19 protein-coding genes are annotated in these 23,000 nt (G+C 47.6%); 16 read left to right on the top strand and 3 right to left on the bottom strand.

The window, feature by feature from the left end; translation table 11 throughout:
• Positions 1-139 precede the first annotated feature (139 nt).
• The gene (locus tag VM802_RS05760; RefSeq protein WP_325528877.1) at positions 140-895 is read left to right on the top strand and encodes a hypothetical protein; all 756 of its coding nucleotides are present in this window, start codon (positions 140-142) and stop codon (positions 893-895) included.
• 229 nt (positions 896-1,124) lie between these two features.
• The gene (locus tag VM802_RS05755) at positions 1,125-1,673 is read left to right on the top strand and encodes a hypothetical protein (RefSeq protein WP_325528876.1); all 549 of its coding nucleotides are present in this window, start codon (positions 1,125-1,127) and stop codon (positions 1,671-1,673) included.
• Here the strand turns inward: VM802_RS05755 and VM802_RS05750 are convergent.
• Both VM802_RS05750 and VM802_RS05745 read right to left on the bottom strand, forming a co-directional pair.
• A complete protein-coding gene (locus tag VM802_RS05750; RefSeq protein ID WP_325528875.1) occupies positions 1,649-2,167 on the bottom strand; it encodes a group II truncated hemoglobin in 519 nt (172 codons plus the stop codon). The genes VM802_RS05755 and VM802_RS05750 overlap by 25 nt on opposite strands.
• 49 nt (positions 2,168-2,216) lie before the next feature.
• A complete protein-coding gene (locus VM802_RS05745; RefSeq protein ID WP_325528874.1) occupies positions 2,217-2,987 on the bottom strand; it encodes an SMP-30/gluconolactonase/LRE family protein in 771 nt (256 codons plus the stop codon).
• Between VM802_RS05745 and VM802_RS05740 the strand changes: the two genes are divergently transcribed.
• The 3 genes from VM802_RS05740 (at position 2,959) to VM802_RS05730 (ending at position 4,846) form a co-directional block, all read left to right on the top strand.
• Positions 2,959-3,132, top strand: a complete 174-nt coding sequence (locus VM802_RS05740) for a winged helix-turn-helix transcriptional regulator (RefSeq protein ID WP_325528873.1) — start codon at positions 2,959-2,961, stop codon at positions 3,130-3,132. The genes VM802_RS05745 and VM802_RS05740 overlap by 29 nt on opposite strands.
• 47 nt (positions 3,133-3,179) lie before the next feature.
• The gene (locus tag VM802_RS05735; protein WP_325528872.1) at positions 3,180-4,052 is read left to right on the top strand and encodes a hypothetical protein; all 873 of its coding nucleotides are present in this window, start codon (positions 3,180-3,182) and stop codon (positions 4,050-4,052) included.
• A 92-nt stretch (positions 4,053-4,144) separates the two neighbouring features.
• On the top strand, positions 4,145-4,846 hold the full coding sequence (locus tag VM802_RS05730; RefSeq protein WP_325528871.1) for a hypothetical protein: 702 nt from the start codon (positions 4,145-4,147) through the stop codon (positions 4,844-4,846).
• Positions 4,847-4,922: 76 nt separating this feature from the next.
• On the opposite strand, the gene VM802_RS05725 is transcribed toward VM802_RS05730, so the two are convergent.
• On the bottom strand, positions 4,923-6,854 hold the full coding sequence (locus VM802_RS05725; protein WP_325528870.1) for a gamma-glutamyltransferase family protein: 1,932 nt from the start codon (positions 6,852-6,854) through the stop codon (positions 4,923-4,925).
• A gap of 145 nt (positions 6,855-6,999) precedes the next feature.
• Between VM802_RS05725 and VM802_RS05720 the strand changes: the two genes are divergently transcribed.
• The 11 genes from VM802_RS05720 to VM802_RS05670 all read left to right on the top strand — a co-directional run bounded on the left by VM802_RS05720 (position 7,000) and on the right by VM802_RS05670 (position 22,762).
• Positions 7,000-8,424: a sialate O-acetylesterase gene (locus tag VM802_RS05720; RefSeq protein ID WP_325528869.1), complete on the top strand. Its 1,425-nt coding sequence runs from the start codon at positions 7,000-7,002 to the stop codon at positions 8,422-8,424.
• 198 nt (positions 8,425-8,622) lie between these two features.
• Positions 8,623-9,270 (top strand): 5,6-dimethylbenzimidazole synthase, encoded by a 648-nt coding sequence (gene bluB / locus VM802_RS05715; RefSeq protein ID WP_325528868.1) that lies wholly within the window; start codon positions 8,623-8,625, stop codon positions 9,268-9,270.
• A gap of 109 nt (positions 9,271-9,379) precedes the next feature.
• Positions 9,380-10,891 carry a sensor histidine kinase gene (locus tag VM802_RS05710; RefSeq protein ID WP_325528867.1) on the top strand — a complete coding sequence of 504 codons (1,512 nt, stop codon included), beginning with the start codon at positions 9,380-9,382 and terminating at the stop codon, positions 10,889-10,891.
• Between the two features lies 1 nt (position 10,892).
• Positions 10,893-12,068 (top strand): DUF4407 domain-containing protein, encoded by a 1,176-nt coding sequence (locus tag VM802_RS05705; RefSeq protein WP_325528866.1) that lies wholly within the window; start codon positions 10,893-10,895, stop codon positions 12,066-12,068.
• 33 nt (positions 12,069-12,101) lie between these two features.
• Entirely contained in the window at positions 12,102-12,797 is a 696-nt protein-coding gene (locus VM802_RS05700) for a LytR/AlgR family response regulator transcription factor (RefSeq protein ID WP_325528865.1), read from the top strand.
• Positions 12,798-12,908: 111 nt separating this feature from the next.
• A complete protein-coding gene (locus tag VM802_RS05695) occupies positions 12,909-13,499 on the top strand; it encodes a TetR/AcrR family transcriptional regulator (RefSeq protein WP_325528864.1) in 591 nt (196 codons plus the stop codon).
• Between the two features lie 39 nt (positions 13,500-13,538).
• Positions 13,539-14,420, top strand: coding sequence for an alpha/beta hydrolase (locus VM802_RS05690; protein WP_325528863.1), 882 nt, complete (start codon positions 13,539-13,541; stop codon positions 14,418-14,420).
• Positions 14,421-14,489: 69 nt separating this feature from the next.
• On the top strand, positions 14,490-15,083 hold the full coding sequence (locus VM802_RS05685; RefSeq protein WP_325528862.1) for an RNA polymerase sigma-70 factor: 594 nt from the start codon (positions 14,490-14,492) through the stop codon (positions 15,081-15,083).
• Positions 15,084-15,417: 334 nt separating this feature from the next.
• Complete coding sequence (locus VM802_RS05680) at positions 15,418-18,051, top strand: zinc-dependent metalloprotease (protein WP_325528861.1); 2,634 nt, start codon at positions 15,418-15,420, stop codon at positions 18,049-18,051.
• The gene (locus VM802_RS05675; RefSeq protein WP_325528860.1) at positions 18,048-21,413 is read left to right on the top strand and encodes a SusC/RagA family TonB-linked outer membrane protein; all 3,366 of its coding nucleotides are present in this window, start codon (positions 18,048-18,050) and stop codon (positions 21,411-21,413) included. Before VM802_RS05680 ends, VM802_RS05675 begins: the two co-directional genes overlap by 4 nt.
• An 11-nt stretch (positions 21,414-21,424) precedes the next feature.
• Positions 21,425-22,762 carry a RagB/SusD family nutrient uptake outer membrane protein gene (locus VM802_RS05670; protein WP_325528859.1) on the top strand — a complete coding sequence of 446 codons (1,338 nt, stop codon included), beginning with the start codon at positions 21,425-21,427 and terminating at the stop codon, positions 22,760-22,762.
• The last annotated feature ends 238 nt before the right edge of the window (positions 22,763-23,000 follow it).

Raw genomic sequence — 23,000 nt, 5'->3', positions numbered from 1 at the left:
CAACAATCCGGTTTGCCAGATGCACCGGACGTGCATAAAGCAGAGAATATTCTTGTTCAAATCCGGGAATCCTTTTATAATTACAACGCATTTTAGATTGTCTTAACCCACAAAGGTTTTAAACATACACTTATACACTATGAAGAAAGAGTTGTTAATCATCATGATCTCATGTGCATGCGCAGTACAGATCAAAGCCCAGAACACTTTTCAGAACAATGGCCCTAACGTTGGTATAGGTACCGATGCACCTAATGCCAAACTCGAGGTAGTAGGTCCTGTAAGGTTTACCCTCAGGGAACAAGTAACAGCCAACGGCAATGTCCAGATCAATAATTCTGATGGCCATTTTATGTTGTTCAGTTCCAGCCTGGGCCCCAGTAGCTATAATTCAATTGTACAACCAGGTGATCAGGCTATTATATACTCCGGAAATGATAAGGGAACCGGTAGCTTTGTTATTGCACCCTGGTCCTGGGAAGCAGGAGGGAATGGCCTTCGAATGGATAAGATTGGAAATGTGAGCATAGGTACTCCAGATAGCAAAGGCTATAAGCTGGCTGTAAACGGAAATGCTATTTTTGCCAGAGTGAGAGTTAAGAGTCCTGCCAATTGGCCTGATTATGTATTTGATAAGCAATACAGCTTGTTGCCACTGAGCGCTCTTGAAAAGTATATTACAGTGCATAACCATCTCCCGGAAATTCCTTCTGCTGATGAAGTTCACAAGGAAGGAATAGAGCTGTTCGAAATGAACCAGAAGCTGTTGCAGAAAGTAGAAGAACTGACACTGCACATGATTGAGCTTAATAAAAGACTTGACTCACAAGAGAAGTTGATTGCCGCACAGCAACAGCAGATCCTGATCCAGGAGAAAAGAATGAAAGAGAAATAGGCATCCGGGCTAGTCAGAGAGAAAGATGACCTACGCTTTTAATAGGCCTTTGACTAGCCTTGCCCCTTGGTTACCCCTTAGTATGTGCCCTTTATACGCTTTTACTCCCTATGAGAATTGAATGACAAGCGAATGAGTAGCCTGAGAAAGCACCCGGTTAAAAAACTTGGGGTATTGAGGCAATAATTGGTAAATTTAGACAAGGCCTTGTTGTTTAAACCCTTGTGTCATGGCGAAGATAGATTCAGATGTTAAACCACCCTTTATTGGGACTGTTGGCATTCTCTGTATCTACGAGATGCATGGGAGATATTATATGCGCGTCAAAAGCTCTCTTACCGGCAAAAGGGTGAAGAAAACCCCGGCCTTCCGCAGAACGATGGAAAATGCGGGTTTTCTGGCTACCGCATCTAAGATGGCCTCCGGCGTATACCGGCAGCTGCCCCGGCAGCAAAAGAAGCATGCCTTATACCGCCAGCTTACGGGGAGAGCGTTTCAGTTGCTGCGGGAGGGTATAAATAACGATGTTATTATCACGGAGCTGTTGAAAATGTGTCAGCCTCCAGTAGTTGTAAAGCCAGTACGTAAACCTATTGCTCTTCGTCGTCAATTAGCTGCCCTGTGGCGATATGGCAACAAGGAAATTTATGCCCGCCGTAGAAAGAGGCGACTTCTAAGCATTCAGGAAGCAGGTCAATCAATATCGACAGGATTGACGATACTTAGCTTCTGGTTCAAGAACATTTCCACGGGCTATTCCTCTTTATGTTTCTTTTGAAACAGAGAACCTACAATTTCATAGGGCCCTTTTACTTCACCCCATCCCCATTGCGGTATTTGTTCTTCACCGGTAGTGGGATTGGAGGCAAGCTGTGAATTGATCAGCGCTACGCGGCTGCCCCATTCAAGATGCGCTACAAAGGTAGAACGGAATTCAGGATCATCAGGAATGCCCGTTTCGTCGGCACTTTGTAGCAGCAGGTCCACCCACCTTTTCCGCTGTTCTTCTCTGATATACTTGCCGATGTGCTTACATACCATGCGCTTCAGCGAATCTTCACCAAATTCTTCGCTGTAGAACGGTGGCCCCATCAGGACTTTCACCATAAAATGCGCGACATGCTTTGCATGTTCGGCGGCCATGTTCCTGAAAAGTGGCTCCAGCAGTTCATCTTTCAGGACCTTTTCATAGAATACTTCTGTTAACCGTTCAAACTTTTCAACACCACCGGCGTAAGCATAAGGGGTAGGAATTTTTTTGTCGTTTTTCATAGTAAGTGAGAATTTTTATTGCTTGTACTTTTCAATTATGTAAGCATTGCTATGGTTTAACATTTATGCGTATTACTCTGCCGTGTTGCGAACCGCCAGGCAAAGGGAGCGACATGCCACCATTGGTAGTGACATAAATGTAATGACCGTCGTGATCAGTTTTGCCGAACCTGGCGGAGGTAGAACCGGCGAAACCCTGTGTTGCCGTACCTATCACTGTTACGTGTTTGTCGGACGAGATTTTCAGCACGCTGTTGTAAATATGTGTGGTGGCGTATATCGTGCCATTGTTGTCTATGGCAAAATCATCCAGGTTGAGGTTGTCCATATATACAACGGGTTCACCGGTATTTGCGTTAACAGGAATAGCCAGCAGAAGCTTCTTATCTGTGTTGGAAACGAACAGGGTTTGCCTATGCAGCTGCATGCCGTTGGCGGCGGGCATTGCACCGGTATCGTCTGCACGAGCCAGTAAAGTGTGTTCAAGCCATACACGGGCATTATTGGCAGACAGTTGATATTCCCATATGCATCCTTTGTATGAATCGCAGATCAGAAAATGGTCATCATCTACCGCGATCATCCCATTGAAGAACAATGCGCCTGCAGGTTGTAGCAGCGGAGTGATTTGTCTGTTGCTATCCAGCAGGAAGAGCGTAGCGGTACCGGTTTCATTCCAGCCATTCAGCAGGAAGCGTCCGTTGGGTAAAGCAACAATGCCCGCTGGTTTTCCTTTCATGGTAGCATAGGTAGTGATATGGTGGTGGGTATCTATCCGGTAAATAGTACCGTTGAAGGAGTTGGAGAAAGATGGTATCATTCACGGCAAAGTATTTGCTGAAGTACCTTCCTGGGTAGAATATTCCATAACGGAGAAAGGGCTTACCCTTCGTCCGATTATATTGTCGCTAAGTGAATGGGGGCTGAAGCATGTATTACACGAAGAGAACGATGATGCAAAATGAAATGGTGAAACTACTTTGTGTATATTTACCATTCAGAATAAACACTCATGAGAAGAATAGCTATACCTACCCTCGTGCTGCTTTATACAGCATGTAATCCATCCGCGAAGAAAGAAGGCAATACAGCACAACAGAACGATAGTAACATAACACAGGTAACTCCCACGCAAGTACCTGCCGCATCAGGCGATACAGGTACCCTCGCTTTTGGTTTCAGTAATGAGAAGGGAAATATGATTGCTGTTTCGATGGAAGATACGCTGAAAGATGCTACCATATTTACTTATACAATATCCGCGAAGGGCGAGCTGATACCCGGCATAAAATTTCTGAAACGGAAGCAAGAGGGAAAAGATGAAAACGGCCGGCAAATGGCCCATAACTTCAACAATGCTGACGGTTATATTTTTGCATCTACCGGCGGAAACATCGACGCAGATGAAACAGCGGTGTTGTTATCGAAAGATTTTATGACGAAGCGCAAATTCCTGCCATTGAAAGGTATAGCCGGAGACAGCGTTCCTGTTACAATAAAGGCGATGGTGGAGAAAGATAAGCAACGCAGCATTAAGCGTTACAAACTATTGAGCCGGGTAGATGGGAAGAGCAATATCGCCCTGTTTGAATTTGAGGGGAAGGAAGGAAGTATGCTGGCTGCGCTGGCATTTATTTCCGATGGAAAAGCCATTTACTATGATTATCCTGCGCAATACGATGACATGAGTACCTGGAGCGTAGATGACGGCGGTGAATTTGGGCTCGACTATTATAAGATTCTCGCGGCCTTTGACAACAACGGACATATTGAACTGGTCACAGACTGGTATGATACAGAAGGTGCCAACGCTTATTTTCTCCGGGAAGAAGACGGGAAGTTTAAAGTGGTGAAGCAGGGATACCGCTATATGGCGCCGTTGTAAAACGAGTATCTATGTTATCCTTTTATTAAGAGTGCTCCGCCCTTTTATTTGATGGATTAAAGTAATAATTTAAATCTCAAATAAAACTCACCATGAAAACATTGTATCTCTTACTCGCATGCCTGGTTACAGGTATAGCCGGAGCCAGTGCGCAGCAGGCTATTATCGGCGCCTGGAAATCAGAAGCTAACGGCGTTAATAAGGTATTACTGATCACACCGGGTTATTTTTCTATTACAGCATACCAGGACAAAAACTTCCTTGTCACTTTTGGCGGCACCTGGAAACCGGCAGGAGAGGGTAGCGTAGATGTGAAGATAGAGTTCAACACGGATGAAAAATCGCAGGTAGGACAGGAGACAACCGCGCCGGTTGAGGTTTCCAATGGCCGCTTGATCACTGCTGATGGCGGCGGCAAAACCGAATGGACGCGTATCGATGATGGTAACGGGCCATTAGCTGGTAACTGGCGGATCACAGGCAGGGAGCAGGATGGCAAAATGAATACTTTCACTCCCAGCGCCAGAAAAACCATTAAGTTGCTTACAGGCACCCGCTTTCAATGGATAGCTATCAATACTGATACTGGTGAGTTCTTTGGTACCGGCGGTGGCAGCTATACTTTCGAAAATGGTTCCTATACAGAGAAGATCGACTTCTTCTCCCGCGACAGTTCCAGGGTGGGCGCCAGCCTCACTTTCAAAGGAAGTGTGAACGGCGGCAACTGGGATCACAGTGGCCTAAGCTCAAAAGGAGCGCCTATTCATGAAGTGTGGAGTAAAGAAAACCTATAAATAATCAGCGTTTAGTCATGGAAGTCAAAGCTCTCATGGCTAAACGCTAACTAAGAAATACCAGCACAGTCCTATATTACCACCCTATCCCGTAATCCTCTCCATGATTGCTGCTGCCACCCCATAATGTGCCATGCGCACGGTCGATGTAAATGGCGTTGATCGGGCCGCTGGTACGGTCTCCGAAGCTCAGGTTATATCCCATCTTTTCGAGTGCTTTACGGGTTGTTTCTGTTGTATTGTTGTTCAGCAATATGCTGCCGGGTCTTGGTGCGCGGTCGCTGATTTTAGTGCCGCCAAGTGACAGCCATAGTTGATTGGTATTGATATTGGCTGCCTCGGTGGCTTGTTGTACGGTCATGTTGAAATCCACCATATTGAGGAAGAATTGAAGCAGGTTCTGGTCCTGGGTGTCGCCACCCTGTACGGCGAAGGAGAGGAAAGGCTTCCCTTCTTTCAGCGCTAGTGAAGGTGTTAAGGTGACGCGGGGGCGTTTGCCTGGCGCAATCACATTGAACGGATTGAGGGCGGAGTCGAGTACGAAGCTTTGTAACCGCTGGCTCATGCCTACGCCTGTTTTACCTGCGATGCAGGCAGGCAGCCAACCGCCGCTGGGTGTTATAGATACTACCCATCCATCCTTATCCGCTGCTTCCACGCTGGTAGTACCGCGCCAGAGCCTGTCCCTATAGGCGCTATCTGTTACAGCAGCAGCATATGCATCAGCTGTACCCGGATTTTTCAGCAGGATGGCAGCGTCGTGTTTAGGAACAAATTTATCCGGCTTTGCATTGCCCGTAGTATCAGTGAGTTTGCGGCGTTCTCCCAGGAAATGCAGGTAGGGATTGGTTTTACCGATGTACGGATAAGGATCGCCGGGGGTTGCATCGGGATCATTGCGATCAGGGTTGATCTGCTTTGCCCTGGCCTTTGCATATTCTTTATTCAGCAGTCCTTTGATGGCAGGGTTTTTATTGAAGCGTGGATCGCCGTAGTAAAAATCGCGGTCCGCGAAGGTGAGGTTCATGGTCTGATACAACGTGTGAATATATTGGGTGGAGTTGTATCCCATCTCTTTGAGATTGAAATTTTCCAGGATGTTGAGACTTTGCAGCAGCATGGGGCCTTGTGTCCATTCCTGCAGTTTGTATACTTCTATACCACGGTAGTTGACGTGCAGCGGTTCTTCTTCTACAGGCTTCCAGTTGGCAAGGTCTTCCAGGGTGATGAGCCCACCTTGTTCGTGGCAGCCCCGAACAAATTCGCGGGCGATATCGCCTGTATAGAACCGGGAGGATGCCGCCATGATAGCTTCTTTCCGGCTTTTATGGTTTTTGAGTGCGGTTTGTTCCGCTTCGACCATTTTGGTGAGTGTGGCCAGCAGGTCTTTCTGTACAAAGATCTCGCCTGCTTCCGGGGCTTCTCTTTTTTCGCCGGGATGAGTGAGGAAGACCGCTTTACTGTAAGGCCATTGTCTTATGTATGATTTGCCGCGCTCGATGCTGTTGGCAGTCTGTGCTTCTATGGGGTAGCCGGCGGCCATTTCCATGGCGGGAGCCAACACTTCTTTGAGGCTGAGCGTACCGTATTCTGCCAGCATATAACACAAGCCGCCGGGGGTGCCTGGTGTTACAGCTGCCAATGGACCATATTCGGGGGGGAAGTCGTAGCCTTTACCTTTGAAAAATGAGGGGGTGGCGCCGGTGGGCGCTACGCCCAATGCGTTGATGGCAATGACCTTTCCGGTTTTAGGATTGTAGATGAGGGCTTGTGTTTCGCCGCCCCAGCTTAATACATCCCACATGGTACAGGTAGCTGCCAGCATTGCACAGGCAGCATCTACTGCGTTGCCGCCACGTTGAAAGGTCATGGCGCCGGCTGTAGCGGCGAGCGGCTTGCCGGTTACCGCCATCCAGTTCTTTCCGTGCAGGGGAGGTTTTTGTGTTTGTTGTGCGTGCAGGCTGCGGGTGAAAAGCAGCAACACTGCACAAAATAGTACGTGTCTCATAAAGCAATTCAGATTTAGATATTGGATCACGGCTAAATTAATAAAGTATACCGGAAAGCTATAACCGTAACGTATTGCAACAGTAAATTGTTTTTACTATTTTAACTGACATATATTCATCCGCGTTATAAACAACCTTCCTGGTATGACAAATAAAATCCGGCTTACAACCATCGTTCTGCTGCTGATCATCAACAGTATATATGCCAACGTTACGCTTCCCCGTTACTTCAGTAATGGGATGGTGCTGCAGCGTAATCAGCCTATATACATCCGTGGGTGGGCAGACAGGCATGAAAAGATAACTGTTCAGTTCAGGCAGCAGCAGCAACATGTGAAGGCCGGCGCTGATGGGAAATGGATGGTGAAGCTGAAGCCGGAAGAAGCGGGTGGTCCGTTTGAACTGACGGTGAAAGGTAAGAACACCCTTGTGTTCCAGGATGTGCTGATAGGGGAGGTGTGGGTCTGCTCCGGACAATCCAACATGGAGTTTCCTGTGAAGGATGTTATCAATGCCGGGGATGAGATCAGCCAGGCGCAATATCCGCAGATCAGGGAGTTTACTGTAAAACGTGCAGCAGAAGCTGTGCCGCAGGAAGACGTGAGCAATAGCGGTGGCTGGCAAACAGGCACTCCCGAAAATGTGGGTGGGTTTACAGCGGTAGGCTATTTTTTTGCGCGCGAATTGTACAATCGTTTGCATGTACCGATAGGATTGATACATACTTCCTGGGGTGGTACGCAGATAGAGCCCTGGACCAGCGGGGAAGCGTTTACCGGCAATGATGAATTCAAAGAGATAGCGGAGAAGCAGTTAGGTTATGATTCTGCCAGGGGACTCAGAACGTGCCCTTCGGCGTTGTACAACGCTATGATACATCCGTTGCTGCCTTATGGCATTAAGGGTGTGATCTGGTACCAGGGTGAATCCAATGCAGGACATGCTTTACAATACCGCAAGCTGTTCCCGCTTATGATTACGGACTGGCGCCGGCAATGGAAGCAGGGAGATTTTCCGTTTTACTTTGTGCAGCTTGCCACCTATGATCCAAACAAGGGAAAGGTAGTGGGCAACAGTAACAATGGCAGCACCTACGCTGAATTGAGAGAGGCGCAGGATATGGCGTTGGCACTTCCCAATACGGGCATGGCCGTTACTACTGACCTGGGAGATCCCCGCGATATACATCCAAAAAATAAGCAGGATGTGGGCAAACGCCTCGCCATGAATGCACTGAAGAACGTATATGCACAGGAGGTAGTACCGAGCGGGCCAAGATTTGCTGCCGTGAAGTTTGTACCAGGCAAAGCGTTAGTATCCTTTACGGATACCGGTAGCGGGTTCTTTGTTAAGGATAAGTACGGCTACCTGCGCGGTTTTGAAGTGGCAGGTGCCGACAAACATTTTCACTATGCCAAGGCGTCCATTGTAAATGGGAACATAGAAGTATACAACGAGGAAGTGACCAATCCTGTTGCAGTAAGATATAACTGGGCTGATGATGCCTCTGATGGTAACCTGTATAACCGCGAAGGTTTTCCGGCGGCGCCATTCCGCTCTGACCACTGATTTTTTTGATTCTTTTGATTTTCCTGATGTGCGAAGATTGCAGAGACGAATAATCTTTTATATATTCTTTATAATCTCCTCCCTGGTCCTCGCACATCAGGAAAATCAAAAGAATCAAAAAAATCACAGTCCAGACATCTATTCGCTCTTATCTTCGCACTTCAGGGAAATTGTATGCAGCATATAGAATCAAAGTCAATGTCTTTTGACGCAACGGCAGCCGATATACTTCAGGAGATCATTGTTCACCGCAGGGATGTGAGGGGGAATCGTTTTCTTTCCCGGCCGCTGGAGCAGGAGGTGGAAGACAAGCTGCTGATGGCTGCGTTGAATGCGCCATCCGTGGGGTTTTCACAACCGTGGGAATTTGTGCTGATCAGGGATAACGCTGTGAGGCAGCAGGTGAAAGACTCGTTTATGGCGGAGAATGAGAAAGCGCAGGCGATTATCGGCGACGACAGGCAAGGTGCTTATGCGAAGTTGAAATTAGAAGGGATTATGGAGACGCCGCTGAATATTGCTGTATTTTACAGGCCATCAGATAAACCGGTATTGGGGCAGACTTCCATGGAGGAGGCCGGGTTATATAGTGTGGTATGTGCTGTTCAGAATATGTGGCTGATGGCGCGTGCGCTTAATGTAGGTATTGGCTGGGTGAGTATTCTGGATGCGGGGAAAGTCAAGCAGATATTAAACGCACCACAGGAAAACAAGCTGGTGGCCTATCTATGTGTAGGTTATACAGACGGGTTCTATACCCAGCCTGAATTGGAGTTGTTACAGTGGGAGAAGAGGAAAATGAAGCAAGCCGTTGTGTTTGAGAATAATTATCCCGAAGTGCCCTGACCTGTTATCCCTTTGTAACGGAATTCACACCGGAATCGGCTGTTTTCATCCCATTTTGCTTTCCCACATCGGGGCAATTGCTATAATTGCCTAAAAAATAGCCTCCCTTATGGATCAATTCAGGAAAGTAGAGTTTGGTGTTGTCACCGGTGTCTTTCTCTTGCTGATGTTTTCGCTGTTGTATCCGAGCATCATTTACAATGTATTTGAGTTGCAGTCGATATACGGCCATAAATTCCACCAGTATAACCAGGTATTTGATTATTACATTCATTACCTGCTGCCGGCTATGGCGCGTGTGATACTGGTATATGTCAGCTTTATCCTGATTAATTATGTCATTGTACCGAAGTTCCTGGAGAAGCGGAACTGGCTGCCGGGAATAGTACTGGTGATCATTGCCATGTTGATGTTTTTTGTGGGGATGATGGTAGCGGGATCTTACTATAACGGTTATCTGCTAGGTGTATACAGTACGGTGAGGGGAGCGCATATGCATTTTGCGAAGTCCGCCTTTATCAGCACGGTATTCTTTGCCGTGATATATGTGGTGTATTATATTCTGCGCGGGCTTTATTTTGAATATGTTCATCGTCAGCTGATGGCTAATCCGTTGCAGCGGAAGATCGCGAAGGAGGTGCTGATAGCTTCAGGGCTGATGGTGCTCCTGTTTATCCTGACGTTTACTGATTCAAGGGATCTTTTCCTGATTACTTTTTTCTTCGGTCCTACCTTGCTGGCTATTGCTTTCATCCTCTTCTATAAAGTGTACCCGGATTTCACCAGGGGGCATAAGAATAAAAAAATATTATGGCGTGATATGGGATTGGCCATAATTGGCGTTATTATTCTGATGGGTTTCATCACTCGTGCCATCACGCACGACAGGGGTGAAAGAATCGTGGCCATGATGTCCCTGGCGGCGGCATTTTGCGTGCTGGGGCTGGCTCCGGTGAGCTGGTGGTTGTATAAGTCGCGCCAGCAGCAGGTAGCCACTGTAGTAACCCTGAAGAAAGCGCTAGGCCATTCCGCTGCCAACCTGGATTTTTTGCGGGCACAGATCAACCCGCACTTTTTATTCAATGCGCTGAATACCTTATTCGGCACTGCCTTGCAGGAGAATGCAGCACGCACCAGTGAGGGTATACAGAAGTTGGGAGATATGATGCGTTTTATGCTGCATGATAACCACCTGGAGAAGATACCGCTGGACAAGGAGGTGGCTTACCTGCAGAATTACATCGATTTGCAGAGGCTGCGCGTGTTATCATCTCCCGATATTATGATAGAGGTGAATATTGATGAGAGCCAATGTCAGCATGAGATAGCGCCGATGCTGCTGATCCCTTTCGTAGAGAATGCGTTTAAGCATGGTATCAGCCTGCGTCACCGTTCGAGGATCGTTATTTCACTGAGCTGCAATAAACAACAGGTGTTCTTCGATGTGTATAACAGTGTGCACCCCCGTCCTGAGAATGATCCTGAGCGCGATAGTATGGGTATTGGACTGAACAATGTGAAAGAAAGGCTGGCATTGTTATATCCCGACAGGCACGAGCTGAGTATCCGCCACACCGCCACGGAATTTTTTGTACACCTAACCATAGACGTAAACAGCTAAAATGACCAGAAAAGAAGATGTGCCCGATGGCATGACAAGATTTCTGTGGTGGCTTGCCGCCGCCGATGCCGACATATTACAGGAATGTCGCACAGAGAAGGAACGTTACCGTATTATAGGATTATCCGTGCTGGTAACCTGGATGTTTGCCACGTTGGCCTGGGGATATTTTTTCTCGACAATTATTAAAGACGATATGGCCGTTGCGGGACTGGCACTATTTTTTGGTTTCGCCATTCTATCCATAGACCGTACACTGATAGCTGCTATGTCCCGTAATAACGGCGGTAACCGTTTTCTGCCAGTGGCTTTTCGTTTACTCCTGGCTGTTACGATCGGTTTGTTTATTTCACAGCCTGTTGTGCTGATGTTGTTTAAGAAAGACATCACTGCGCAGCTGGAGCTGAACAAGCAGGAAAAGCTGGACGCTTTCCGTGCGCAGCTTGTAAAGCTGAATGCCGGTCAGCGCGCCACGATTCAGCAATCGATAGACCAGGGCAAACAACAGTTGCAACAGAAAGAAGCGGAGCTGAAGTTTTACAAAGATGGCTACATCAAGGAGACAGACGGTACGGGCGGTTCCGGCAGGATAGGCGAGTCGGCAATTGCGAAGGTGAAGAAAATGGCCTACCTGAAATCTGAAGAGGAGCTGCAGGCATTGCAGCGGGTACAGGAACCGCAGCAGCGGCAGTTACAGGCGCAGCTGGCCTCTATGCACAGTGTGGACAGCCTGAAGGAAACTGTATATGTAAGCACGCTGACAGATGGTTTCCTTGCGCAGATAGAAGCGCTGCACGATCTTACCGAATCGCATCCGCCATTACAACAACGTTACCGCCTCATTGTATTTATCATTACACTTATTGAGATCATGCCCCTGCTCAGCAAGGTGTTGATGCCTAAAGGGGAGTATGATGAAAAGCTGGCCAGCGCCACTGCACAGGGAGTAGCGGCCGCCCAGCAGGAAACAGCCAAAGGAAAGGAGCTGTCGGTGCATTACCAGGCGTCTGCGCTGGAAGCAGACAAAGCCACCATTGATCACCTGTTTGCCACTACTGAAGATCTGCGCCGGGAGGAAGCGGAAGAAATGGTGAAGGCCTGGAAGACACGTGAAAACAGGCGGTACCGTCAGTTATGGGAGCAGGCAAAGAGACTGCTGCTAGGCAGGATCTCATAAATCCCTATTTTGTATTCCGGAAAATGTTGCCATATGAAACTTACTGCTATAGCTATTGATGACGAGCCGGTTGCCCTGGCTGTGATAAAGAATCATGCGGCAATGGTGCCTTTTCTCGATATAAAAGGCTATTTCACCAATGCATTTGAAGCCATTGATTTTTTAAGCAGGGAGAAGATAGACCTGCTGTTTCTCGATATAAAAATGCCGGACATCTCCGGCCTTGATTTCCTCAGCAGCCTGCCTCAGCCGCCCATGACCATTTTCACTACTGCTTATTCAGAACATGCGGTAAAAAGTTTTGAGCTGGATGCGGTGGATTATCTGCTGAAACCTTTTTCGCTTATACGTTTTATGAAGGCCTGTAACAAGGCTCATAACCTATGGCAGCTGAAGCAGCAAAGCGTACTGGTGAAAGAAGCGCCGGATTATATCTTCCTCAAGAGCGGTTATGAACAGTTCAAGATAGTACTGGACGATATTCTATATCTCGAAAGCGCCGGCAACTATGTGAACTTTATATTGAAAGACCGCCGTCTGATTTCACGCCTCTCCATGCAGGAAGCTACTGATTTGCTCCCGGTGGAAAACTTCACCCGTGTGCACCGTTCTTATATAGTTGCTAACAACAAGATTGAGCGTGCAGACCGTACCAGCCTGTACATCAAAAATATCCCTATTCCTATTGGTGCGGCTTATGCATCGTTGGTGGATAAACTGTTGGGATAGTTTTCTCATAGGCAAGCAAAGAAGGCAGAGAGCGTAAAGTTCTCTGCCTTCTTTGCTTGCCTATGGAAATATTTATTTGTAAAATAAGACCGATTGGTTTATTTTTATATTATGGGAAAAGCGGAAAGAACGAGACAATTTATCATTGAAACAGCGGCGCCTATATTTAATCAGAAGGGAGTGGCGGGCACTGCGATCAGCGATATACTGGATGCCACCAGACTGGCCAAGGGAGGGATTTACGGCAACTTTACCTCTAAAGAAGAAATGGTGCTGGAAGTGTTCGATTACATTGCTGAGATAGAAAAGCAGCAGCTGAAAGCGCTGACGGCAGCAGCAACAACGGCCGTTGCGAAATTTGAAGCGGTTTTCCGTTATTACGCCCGCTATATGTCGAACAGGAAGGTGCCGGGTGGATGCCCTGTTATCAACTTTGGATCAGAAGCTGATGATACGAATCCTGCATTGAAGAAGCGGGTGGGCAACCTGGCAAAATATTTTTTATCGCGTATAGAATACCTGGTGATGTTTGGTAAGGAAACCGGCGAATTCAGGGAAGACTGGGATGAGAAGGAATTTGCCATTATGATGTTCACCATACTGGAAGGAGGTATTCTTATTACGAGTATAACCAGGAATAATAAGTATATGTTGTCTGTAGTGGAGATCCTGCGGAAAGAAGTCAGGCGTCATATGCGCTGAATTTTTTTGTGTCTAAAATAAAACCAATCGGTCTAAAATATGCAACAACAGGTTCTGCCCCTGTCATTAAAAATGACGGCGGCCTTATTATCAGGAATGAGCAGGCCGTTCCCGGAACTCACTGCCAGGTTGTTTTACCGCATGTACTGCACACCGCCGGGGCAAAAGATGCGTCCTACACACCTGCAACTGAAAGATGCTGCGCAGGTAAGGCAACTGGATGTGACCAGCTATGCCTTTGACAGCCGGCCTGTCAGCATTACTACCTATCGCTGGGGGAAATCGGATCGGAAAATATTAGTAGTACATGGGTGGGGTGGCAGTCCGTTACACTTCAAACAGCTGGTGCAATTGCTTGTCAGCGCTGGTTTTGAAGTGGTATCCTATGATGCGCCGGCGCATGGTACTTCCGGTGGCAGGCGTACCAATCTGGTGCAATGGATGCATGTATTTGAGCAGGTAATGCGGCAGGAGGGAGAACTCTATGGGGTGGTTGCACACTCTCTGGGTGGGTTGAGTGCTGCGCTGGCACTGGCCCGTATGGATCTCCACGTGCCCCGCCTTGTGATGGTGAGTTCTGCATTGAGCGCTCCTGCCATCTTTGATGAAGCATTCCGGCTTTTCCATATTCATCCTGTGGTAATGCCGCACCTGAAAGGTCTTATCAGGGAACGTTTGCAAGCGGAAATGGAAGAAATGGATCTGCATCTTTACATCAACAAAATACAGGCGGGTCGGATCTTCATTGCCTATGACACTACGGATCAACTTGTGGATTCCCGGCAGATAGATGCTTACCTGGAGCAGGCGCCGGATATTAAATCGCTGAGAATAACAGGAGAGGGGCACTTCCGCATCATGCGGCAGAAAGCGGTGCTCGACGGAATACTCAGCTTTCTTGGTGCTGTTGCTGTAAAATAAAAGATCATACGATATTAAATCCGGCCGGTTTGTCTTATCTTGTGCGCTTCCCTATAAACAGTTGGTAGTATGCAAAGTCTGACGGACCCGGAACTGGTCGAGCTCGTGCATGCGCAACCGGTGGAAGCGTTCAGGCTCATTTATGACAGGTACTGGGAGCCACTTTTCAACATCGCTTTAAAACGGTTGCAGGATGCAGAAGAGGCCCGCGATCATGTACAGGAGGTATTTGTGACCTTATGGAATCAGCGTGAGCGGCTGCAACCGCGGGAGTCGTTGTTGCCTTACCTGCAGGTGATGCTGCGCAACCGTATTTTTAATGCCTATACGCATAACGAGGTAAAGTTGCGTTACCTGGTGGAGGCGCAGTGGCAGCTTGCCTTTATGCATAACAACAACGTTTCACAGCAGCTGACACTTAAGGAGCTGCAGCAGATTATCAGTAACGCTATTGATCAGTTGCCGCCGCGTATGCGGGAGATCTTTTTGCTAAACCATGAAGAGCAGTTATCGCCCGCTGAAATCGCGGAGTTATTATCCCTTTCTGTGCAGACTGTGAAGAACCAGCTACACCGTGCTACAGAACGGCTGCGTGGTGATATCGGCGCTCACCTTGATCCCACTTTATTGTTAATGATCCTGCCGGTTATTACCGCCGGCTAAAAATTAGTTTATCCTTTTCGGTTACCGTTCATCCACACTTTTGTTTTCTTCTTGTATCTCTCTTCATTTTTTATTGTACATTTGCGGCCCCATGCTTTTTAGAAAGTCATGTGAATTACGATGCTTATGGAGTCGCGCGTTTAGAACAGATGCTACGCCTTACCTTTTACAGCATGAATCATCCTTTGTAAGCCCGGCCCATGCTGGGTTCTCTGTATTTTGTACTGATGCGCTGCACGCTGCATGTTACAACTATTTTCTTCCAGCTTAGGGCCGGCAGGTCGTTTCCCCCCGTGTAGATTAATTTATACACCATTTTAATAACCCACTGACTATGCAAACTAATGACAGGAAACTGTTATGGCTATTCCCATGCCTGGCCATTTCAGTTCTATGTATGAATGTGAACAATGCCGGGGCTCAGTCGAAGAAAAGACACTGGCCCTTTGCAACAAAGAAGACGCAGGCTCCTGCTGCGGATACTGCTGCCAAAAAGAAACCAGAAATGAAGGGTGGCCTGAAGCCTTACGGGGAGGTCATTACAAAGGAGGCCGTCTCTAAAAACGGATTGTTCAAAGTGCATCAGGTGAAGACGGATTTCTATTTTGAGATTCCGCTGAAATTCCTAGGCCGTCAGTTACTGGTGGTAAACAAGTTATCGCGCGTACCGGAGAAGTTGAATGATGCCGGTGTCAATAAAGGAATGAATTACGAGAATATGGTGATCTCTTTTGAGAGGGATACTGTTCTCAACAAAGTATTTGTCCGCAAACAGAATCCATTCCTGGAAGTGCCTGCAGGCAATGCTATCGCGCAATCTGTAGCAGACAACTTCACCCCTTCGATCATAGATTATTTTAAGATAGAAGCATATAACAGTGACACTTCTGCATTGGTGATCAATGTGTCAAAGATATTTGATGGCTCCAACAGCAGTATCAATAAGGTGTTTGATGCATTGGGTATGGGTAGTTCCCCGGTGAAGGATCTGTCGCGCATTCTCGCCATCAAGGCTTTCCAGGACAATATCGTGGCCAAGTCTGAACTGACGGCTAAGATCACAGGTGTGGAGATCTCGATAGAAACCACTACCAACCTGGTGTTGCTCAATGAAAAGCCGATGGTGCCACGTTTCGCAGACAGGCGAGTAGGGTTGTTCACCACGCCCCGCTGGTATTTCAGCGATGAGCAACATAAGCTGGAAGAAAGAGAACTGGTAACACGCTGGCGGCTGGAACCGAAGCCGGAAGATATGCAACGTTACCGCAACGGAGAACTGGTGGAACCGGCAAAGCCGATCATCTATTATATTGATGCCAGCACACCTCCCAAATGGAGGTCATATATAAAGGCCGGTATTGAAGACTGGCAGAAAGCCTTTGAGGCAGCAGGTTTCAAGAATGCGATCATCGCGAAGGATGTGCCGGTGAATGATCCTGATTTTGATCCGGATGATGTGCGCTATTCTGTGGTGACTTATGCCGCTTCCGCGAAAGCCAATGCTATGGGACCTTCTGTAATAGATCCCCGCTCCGGTGAGATACTGGAAGCAGACATTATCTGGTGGCATAATGTGATGAGCACGTTGCACTCCTGGGTACGTATCCAGACCGGGGCCATTGATCCGCGTGCGCGCAGCAACCGTTTCAGTGATTCCCTGATGGGGCATGCCATCCGGTTTGTATCGAGTCATGAAGTAGGTCATACACTTGGCTTGCAGCATAATATGGGTAGCTCCTTTGCATTTGATGTGGATTCCTTACGTTCTCCTGAGTTTACAGCACGCATGGGCGGTACGGCTCCTTCCATTATGGACTACGCCCGCTTTAACTATGTAGCGCAACCAGGCGATAATGTAAAACAGATTACGCCTGCTATTGGCGTGTATGATAAGTTCGCGATAGGCTGGGCTTACCGTTATACCGGCAATAAAACGCCGCATGAGGAACTGCTGGAGCTGAACAGGCAGTTGCGTCAGCACGAGAATGATCCATTGTATGCATTCGGCGAACAGCAGGAAGTACGTGATGCGATTGATCCCCGTTCACAGATAGAAGACCTGGGCAACGATGCCGTGAAAGCCAGCAGGTATGGCCTTCTGAACCTGAAGCGCATTGTACCGCAGATACTGGACTGGACGCGTGAAGAAGGTGAAAGTTATGAAGAAGCCGGTAAAATGCTGAACAGCGCTATCGGGCAGTGGAACCAGTACGCGTATCATGTGCTGGCCAGTGTAGGAGGTATCTATATCACACCTACAGTATATGGTCAGCAGCGGCCTACTTATCAGCATGTAGAAAAGAAGAGACAGCAGTATGCCGTGAAGTACCTGATAGATGAGGTCTTCAACACTCCGGCATGGCTGTTTAGAAATGATATTTATAAGAGAAGTTATCCTATCAAGGAAAGCCCCGTTGGAAGCATCGAGTACGGGTCGCTGGTGTATGCGAAAAGCCTCCAGTCTTACCTGTACTACGACCTGCTTCGCGATGAGCGCCTGTCACGCATGCTGGAGAACGAAGCTGCGAACGGCGCCGCCGCCTATACTGTAACAGATCTGATGCATGATATGCACCAGGGCATCTTTGCCAAAACCATCAAAGGGCAGACGCTGGATATTTATGAGCGCAACAGCCAGAAAGGTTTTGTGGATGCGCTGATTGTGAGCATTGATAAATCGGTGATACGTCCTGATGCCAAGAAACTGGACGACGAGCCGAAACCTGCGATGCCGGACAACTTCTGTACTTTCTCCCTGCAACCGCAGCAGGAGGTAGAACGTTCTTCCCGCAATATGATCTATTTCGCTGTAAATCGTGTATCCGACGCTATCAGCGCCAAACGTGGTGAGCTGAACCGCCTGCTGCAATTGTTGACAGCCAGGAAGAATGTGGCAGACCGTGCTACTGTGGATCATTACGGCGATCTTATCCTTCGTATAAAACAAGCATTGAATAATCAACCATGAGAAAGAAAACGAGCATATTCAGGATAGCATTGCTGTTATTGGTAGCGGGCTTGTGCCCGTGGCTGGTGCAGGCACAGGATGCTAAGCGTACTATCCGGGGTAAGGTAACAGATGCTGTATCCGGTGAAGCGCTGATAGGCGTATCGGTGTATGTCAGCAATAAAACCATCGGCGCCAATACGGGCACGGCTAATGTGATTGAAAATATCAGCATCGGCGCTATCACTAACGAGAAAGGAGAATTTGCACTTACACTGCCAGATTCACAGAGCGTAAAGCAGCTTACTGTTGGATATATGGGCTACGAAACCAAACTGGTAACGCTTTCGGCGGGTGATGTTTATAACATTACGCTTTCCGCCTCCGGCAAAAACCTGAATGAGTTTGTGTTTACCGGTTATCAGACTATTAAGAAGAATAAGTCTACCGGCGCTACCGATAAGATCAGCATGGACAAGATCAACATTGGTGGTGTGATGAGTGTTGACCAGATGTTACAAGGTCAGCTGGCAGGTGTGGCAGTTACTTCACTGTCTGGGGCTCCGGGGCAGGCGCCGAAGATCCGTATCCGTGGTACTTCTTCTTTGCAGGGGGACCAGGACCCGCTGTGGGTGATAGATGGGTTGCCGGTGGAAGGAACCAATCTTCCTAAGCTCGACGGAAAGGATATTGATCAGCTGTATACTTCTTCCATTGCAGGTTATAGCCCGGCGGACATCGAGAGCATCACTGTGTTGAAAGATGCAGCGGCTACTGCTATTTATGGTGCACGTGCTGCCAATGGCGTGATTGTAGTGACTACCCGTTCCGGTAAGAAAGGAGAGCGTATCTCTGTGAACTACCGCAACAACTTCACTTTCACGCAGCGTCCGGATCTGAGCAAGCTTAACCTCATGAACAGCGACCAGAAAGTAAATCTTGAACTGGATCTCTATACTTCCGACTATGGCTATCGCGCTGATTTTGGTGACGTGTCGCGTATACTCAGGAAGTATAACGTGTCTCCTGAAACCCTCAGCAACCAGGGATTTGGCGGTATCAATGCTGATGCCCGCAATGAGATTAACGCGCTGCGTGGTATCAATACCAACTGGGGGGACCTGCTGTTCCGCAATGCATTCACGCAGGAGCACAGTGTGAGCGTATCCGGTGGCGGTGACAGATCTACTTATTATTTCAGCGGTGGTTATTATGATGAGAAAGGTACGACTATCGGTACCGGGGCTCAGCGTTATAACATCACCCTGAAAACAGATTTTGATCTGACAGATAAGTTAAAACTCTCTGCCGGATTATTCGCGAATCAGCGTACACAGAAATCGTATCTCACCAACGAATCTGCCAATACCAATCCTGCTTACTATTCCAGGCTGGCGAATCCTTATACGAAAGCAACGGATGCCAACGGCAACTATATTTACGACAGGAATATTATAGCAGAAGATAACATCATCGACTTTAACGTACTGGAAGAACGGAAGAACACTGCCAATATTAACAAAACGCAGGGACTGAACGCCAACTTCAAGCTGGACTACCAGGTGATTCCTGGTCTGCATGTCAGTTCGCAGCTGGGTATTCAGTCAGATAACAACACTTCTGAGCAGGTAGCGTTGGAGAATTCTTACTATGTACGTCATAAGGCGGATATTGCTTCCCGTACAGACCCGGCAACAAACATTAAGTCCACTTATCTCCCTAAGGGTGGTATCATTACCAACGGGCAGCTGAGCTTTCAGCAGTACACACTGAAAACAATGGCGGAATACAACTTTGTTGTTAATAAGAAGAATGACTTCACCTTCATGGCAGGTAATGAGGTGAGAAGAACTACCAGCAAAGCATTTACCAAGGTGGGATATGGCTATGATCCGCAAACACTGGAAACCACTTCGCCGTTGTACCTGAATGACAACGAAGTAAAGACACTCTTCAAGGATAAGAATGCTTATGTGGAGAATGCGTTTGTGTCTTTCTTCGGTACAGGTTCCTATACTTATAACAACAAGTATACGCTTACCGGTAGTATCCGTTTTGATGGTTCTGATATGTTTGGTGTTGATCCGAAATACAAGTACCTGCCTTTGTGGTCTGTGGGCGGATTGTGGCGTGTGATGGAAGAACCGTTTATGAAGAATGTGCGTTTTATCAATTTGCTGAATGTGCGTGCTTCTTATGGCTTACAGGGTAACATCGACAAGACCACTTCTCCATTTGTAATGGGAGCATACAGGAAATACTTTATCCTGCCTGGTTCACAGGTATCCGGTATTGAAATAAATTCTCCGCCCAATGCCAAACTGAGATGGGAGAAAACGATCAACAAAAACATTGGTATCGATATTAGTATGTTGAAAAACAGGATCAGCTTGACGGTGGATTATTATGACCGTCATGGTAAAGATCTGATCAACACGCGTGTACTGCCATTGGAAACAGGATTCCCGATACTTAGTGTTAACTGGGCTGAGATCCGTAACCGTGGTGTGGAAGTAGGTGTGACTACACGTAACATTGTGCGCAAGGATTTCCGCTGGAGCACTGACTTCAACTTCTCTTACAACAAAAACACTGTACTGCGCGAGACGCTTCATGCCAACTCGCCTACACCATCCAGAGAAGGGCATCCGATCAACGTGATCTGGGGACTCGACTATGCAGGCATCAATGATAAAGGCATGATCATGATGAATAAAGATGGCAAGCAGATAACCTTTGTTGATTTTGTGAAGATGCAGGATGATTTTGCCGGTGATCCCGATCTGGGAGGACGTTTCCCTTACTCCCTGTTGTCCAATGCAGAACAACGTGCGCTCTATAATGACATGGGAAGTAAGGACCCGCTGTATACAGGCGGTCTTACCAACACTTTCTCCTATAAGCGTTTCGATCTGGCTGTTGGTCTGATATTCAACCTGGGACAGAAAGTACAGATCTCTCCGTACTATAACCCGGTAACTTACAACCGCGGCATGAACGCTAACGTAGCGATACTGGACCGCTGGTCTCCTTCTAACCCGAAAGGTATTTATCCGGCGCTGTTAGGCGAGGCCGCGGCTGATGAGCAGCTTAGGCTGCTGCGGGGCTGGTTTGATGGTCATGGAGAGCAGTACCGTAACCTGAGCCTGTGGGTAAAAAATGGCGGTTATGTCCGTGTGCGCAATATCACGTTAGGTTACAGCCTGTCAGATCAGGTGGCGTCGCGTATTCGTCTGAAAGGACTGAAGATAACTGCGGAAGCACGCAATCCGTTTGTGTTTGCAAAGAACTACGATGGCTTCCTGGATCCCGAAACAATGGGTAATCCTTATGCACAGCCGATTCCGAAAACATATACCATTGGTATTAATGCCACATTCTAAAACCAGGGAAGATGAAGCGTAAAATTATATATGCGGCAGGGTTAGTACTGGCTATGTCAGCCACCTCCTGCAAAAAATATCTCGACGTAGTACCGGTAGGAAAGGTAATTCCCAAAACCGTGGAAGATTACAACCGGGAACTGAATGCCTGTTATGCACAGGGCGACTTTGATAAGAGTCTCACCACGTATCGTACCGACGAAGTGAAGCTGGACGAATCCAGGTCAGGGGATGTGGATAGAGTGGTCAATCATTTCCGCTGGGATGAGAATGGCAGCAATACCAACACACTGACATTCGACTGGCAGCATAAATACCTGTCTGTTTTCTACGCCAACCACGTCATTGCAGAAGGCCCTACTGCTACGGAAGGCAGTGAGGCACAGCGGAACCAGCTGGTGGGTGAGGCTTACCTGCTGCGTGCTTATCTTTATTTCAATCTCGTGAATCTCTACGGAAATACCTATAATCCGGCCACTATGGCTGCGGATAAGGCTGTGCCGCTGATCACGAAAGTAGATATGGAGCAGGTGGCGCGCCGCAATACTGTGAAGGAAATATATGATCAGATATTTGCTGATCTGGAGAAGGGCCGCTCCCTGGTGAACGTAAATGCTTTTGAAACAGCGTCTTCCTATAAGTTCGGCAAGATTGCTGCGGATGCCCTGGCTGCACGCATTTACCTGTATACCCGCCAGTGGGATAAAGCGTTGGCTGCTGCCAATGCTGCGCTGGAGAAGAAAGGCACGCTGACAGATCTCAATAACAGCAGTGTGCTGCCGACGCAGTATGATTCGCCCGAAAGTATCCTGGCTTATGAGATGATCTATAGCACCAACAGCATCCGGCCAATCTTTGTATCTCCTGCGTTCCTGGCTATGTACGACCAGCAGGGCGATCTCAGGGCGAAGCTCTTTTATGGTAAGGATGCTAAAGGTAACGCCACCCTGGTGAAAGTGCGCGAGAACAATAAGTTCCGTCAGTCTTTCCGTGTGGCGGAGATGTATCTTATTGCAGCTGAAGCGGCTGCACAGTTGCAGCAGGTAGATGCCGCGCGTACTACTCTGAACACGCTGAAGAAGAAGCGCCTTACGCCGGCATTCTATGCAACTGAAGAAGCACGAGTGGCTTTATTATCAGGTAATGCACTGCTGACTGAGATCTATAACGAAAGAGCGCGTGAGTTGTCTTTTGAAGGTCACCGCTGGTTTGATCTGAGAAGAACAACGCAGCCCGCTATCACGCATATGGTGAAAGGTCAGTCTTATACGCTGAATGCGGGGGACCCGCGTTATACCATCCGTATTCCCAAAGCGGCTATTGAGAATAACCCGCTGCTCAATGAATAATGATATTTTGAGATTTTTTTATTTCGTTATTTATCTATTTGAAATGCAGCGAAAATAACCAAGAAGAATAGTTTTTATAAGTAATGTTGGGAGAAGGTCCGTTTAGAATTTTTCTAAACGGACCTTCTTCATATAAAGATCTTCTGTCTGCTTTATCTCTGATACATTTCAAATAGATAAATAACGAAATAAAAAAATCTCAAAATATGACTGGTACGATGGTTATTCTTTCCTGTAC

The organism is Chitinophaga sp. (assembly GCF_035538455.1).
Classification (GTDB): domain Bacteria; phylum Bacteroidota; class Bacteroidia; order Chitinophagales; family Chitinophagaceae; genus Chitinophaga.
Note: the sequence above shows the minus strand (reverse complement) of the source record. Positions and strands in the feature narration are given on the sequence as shown.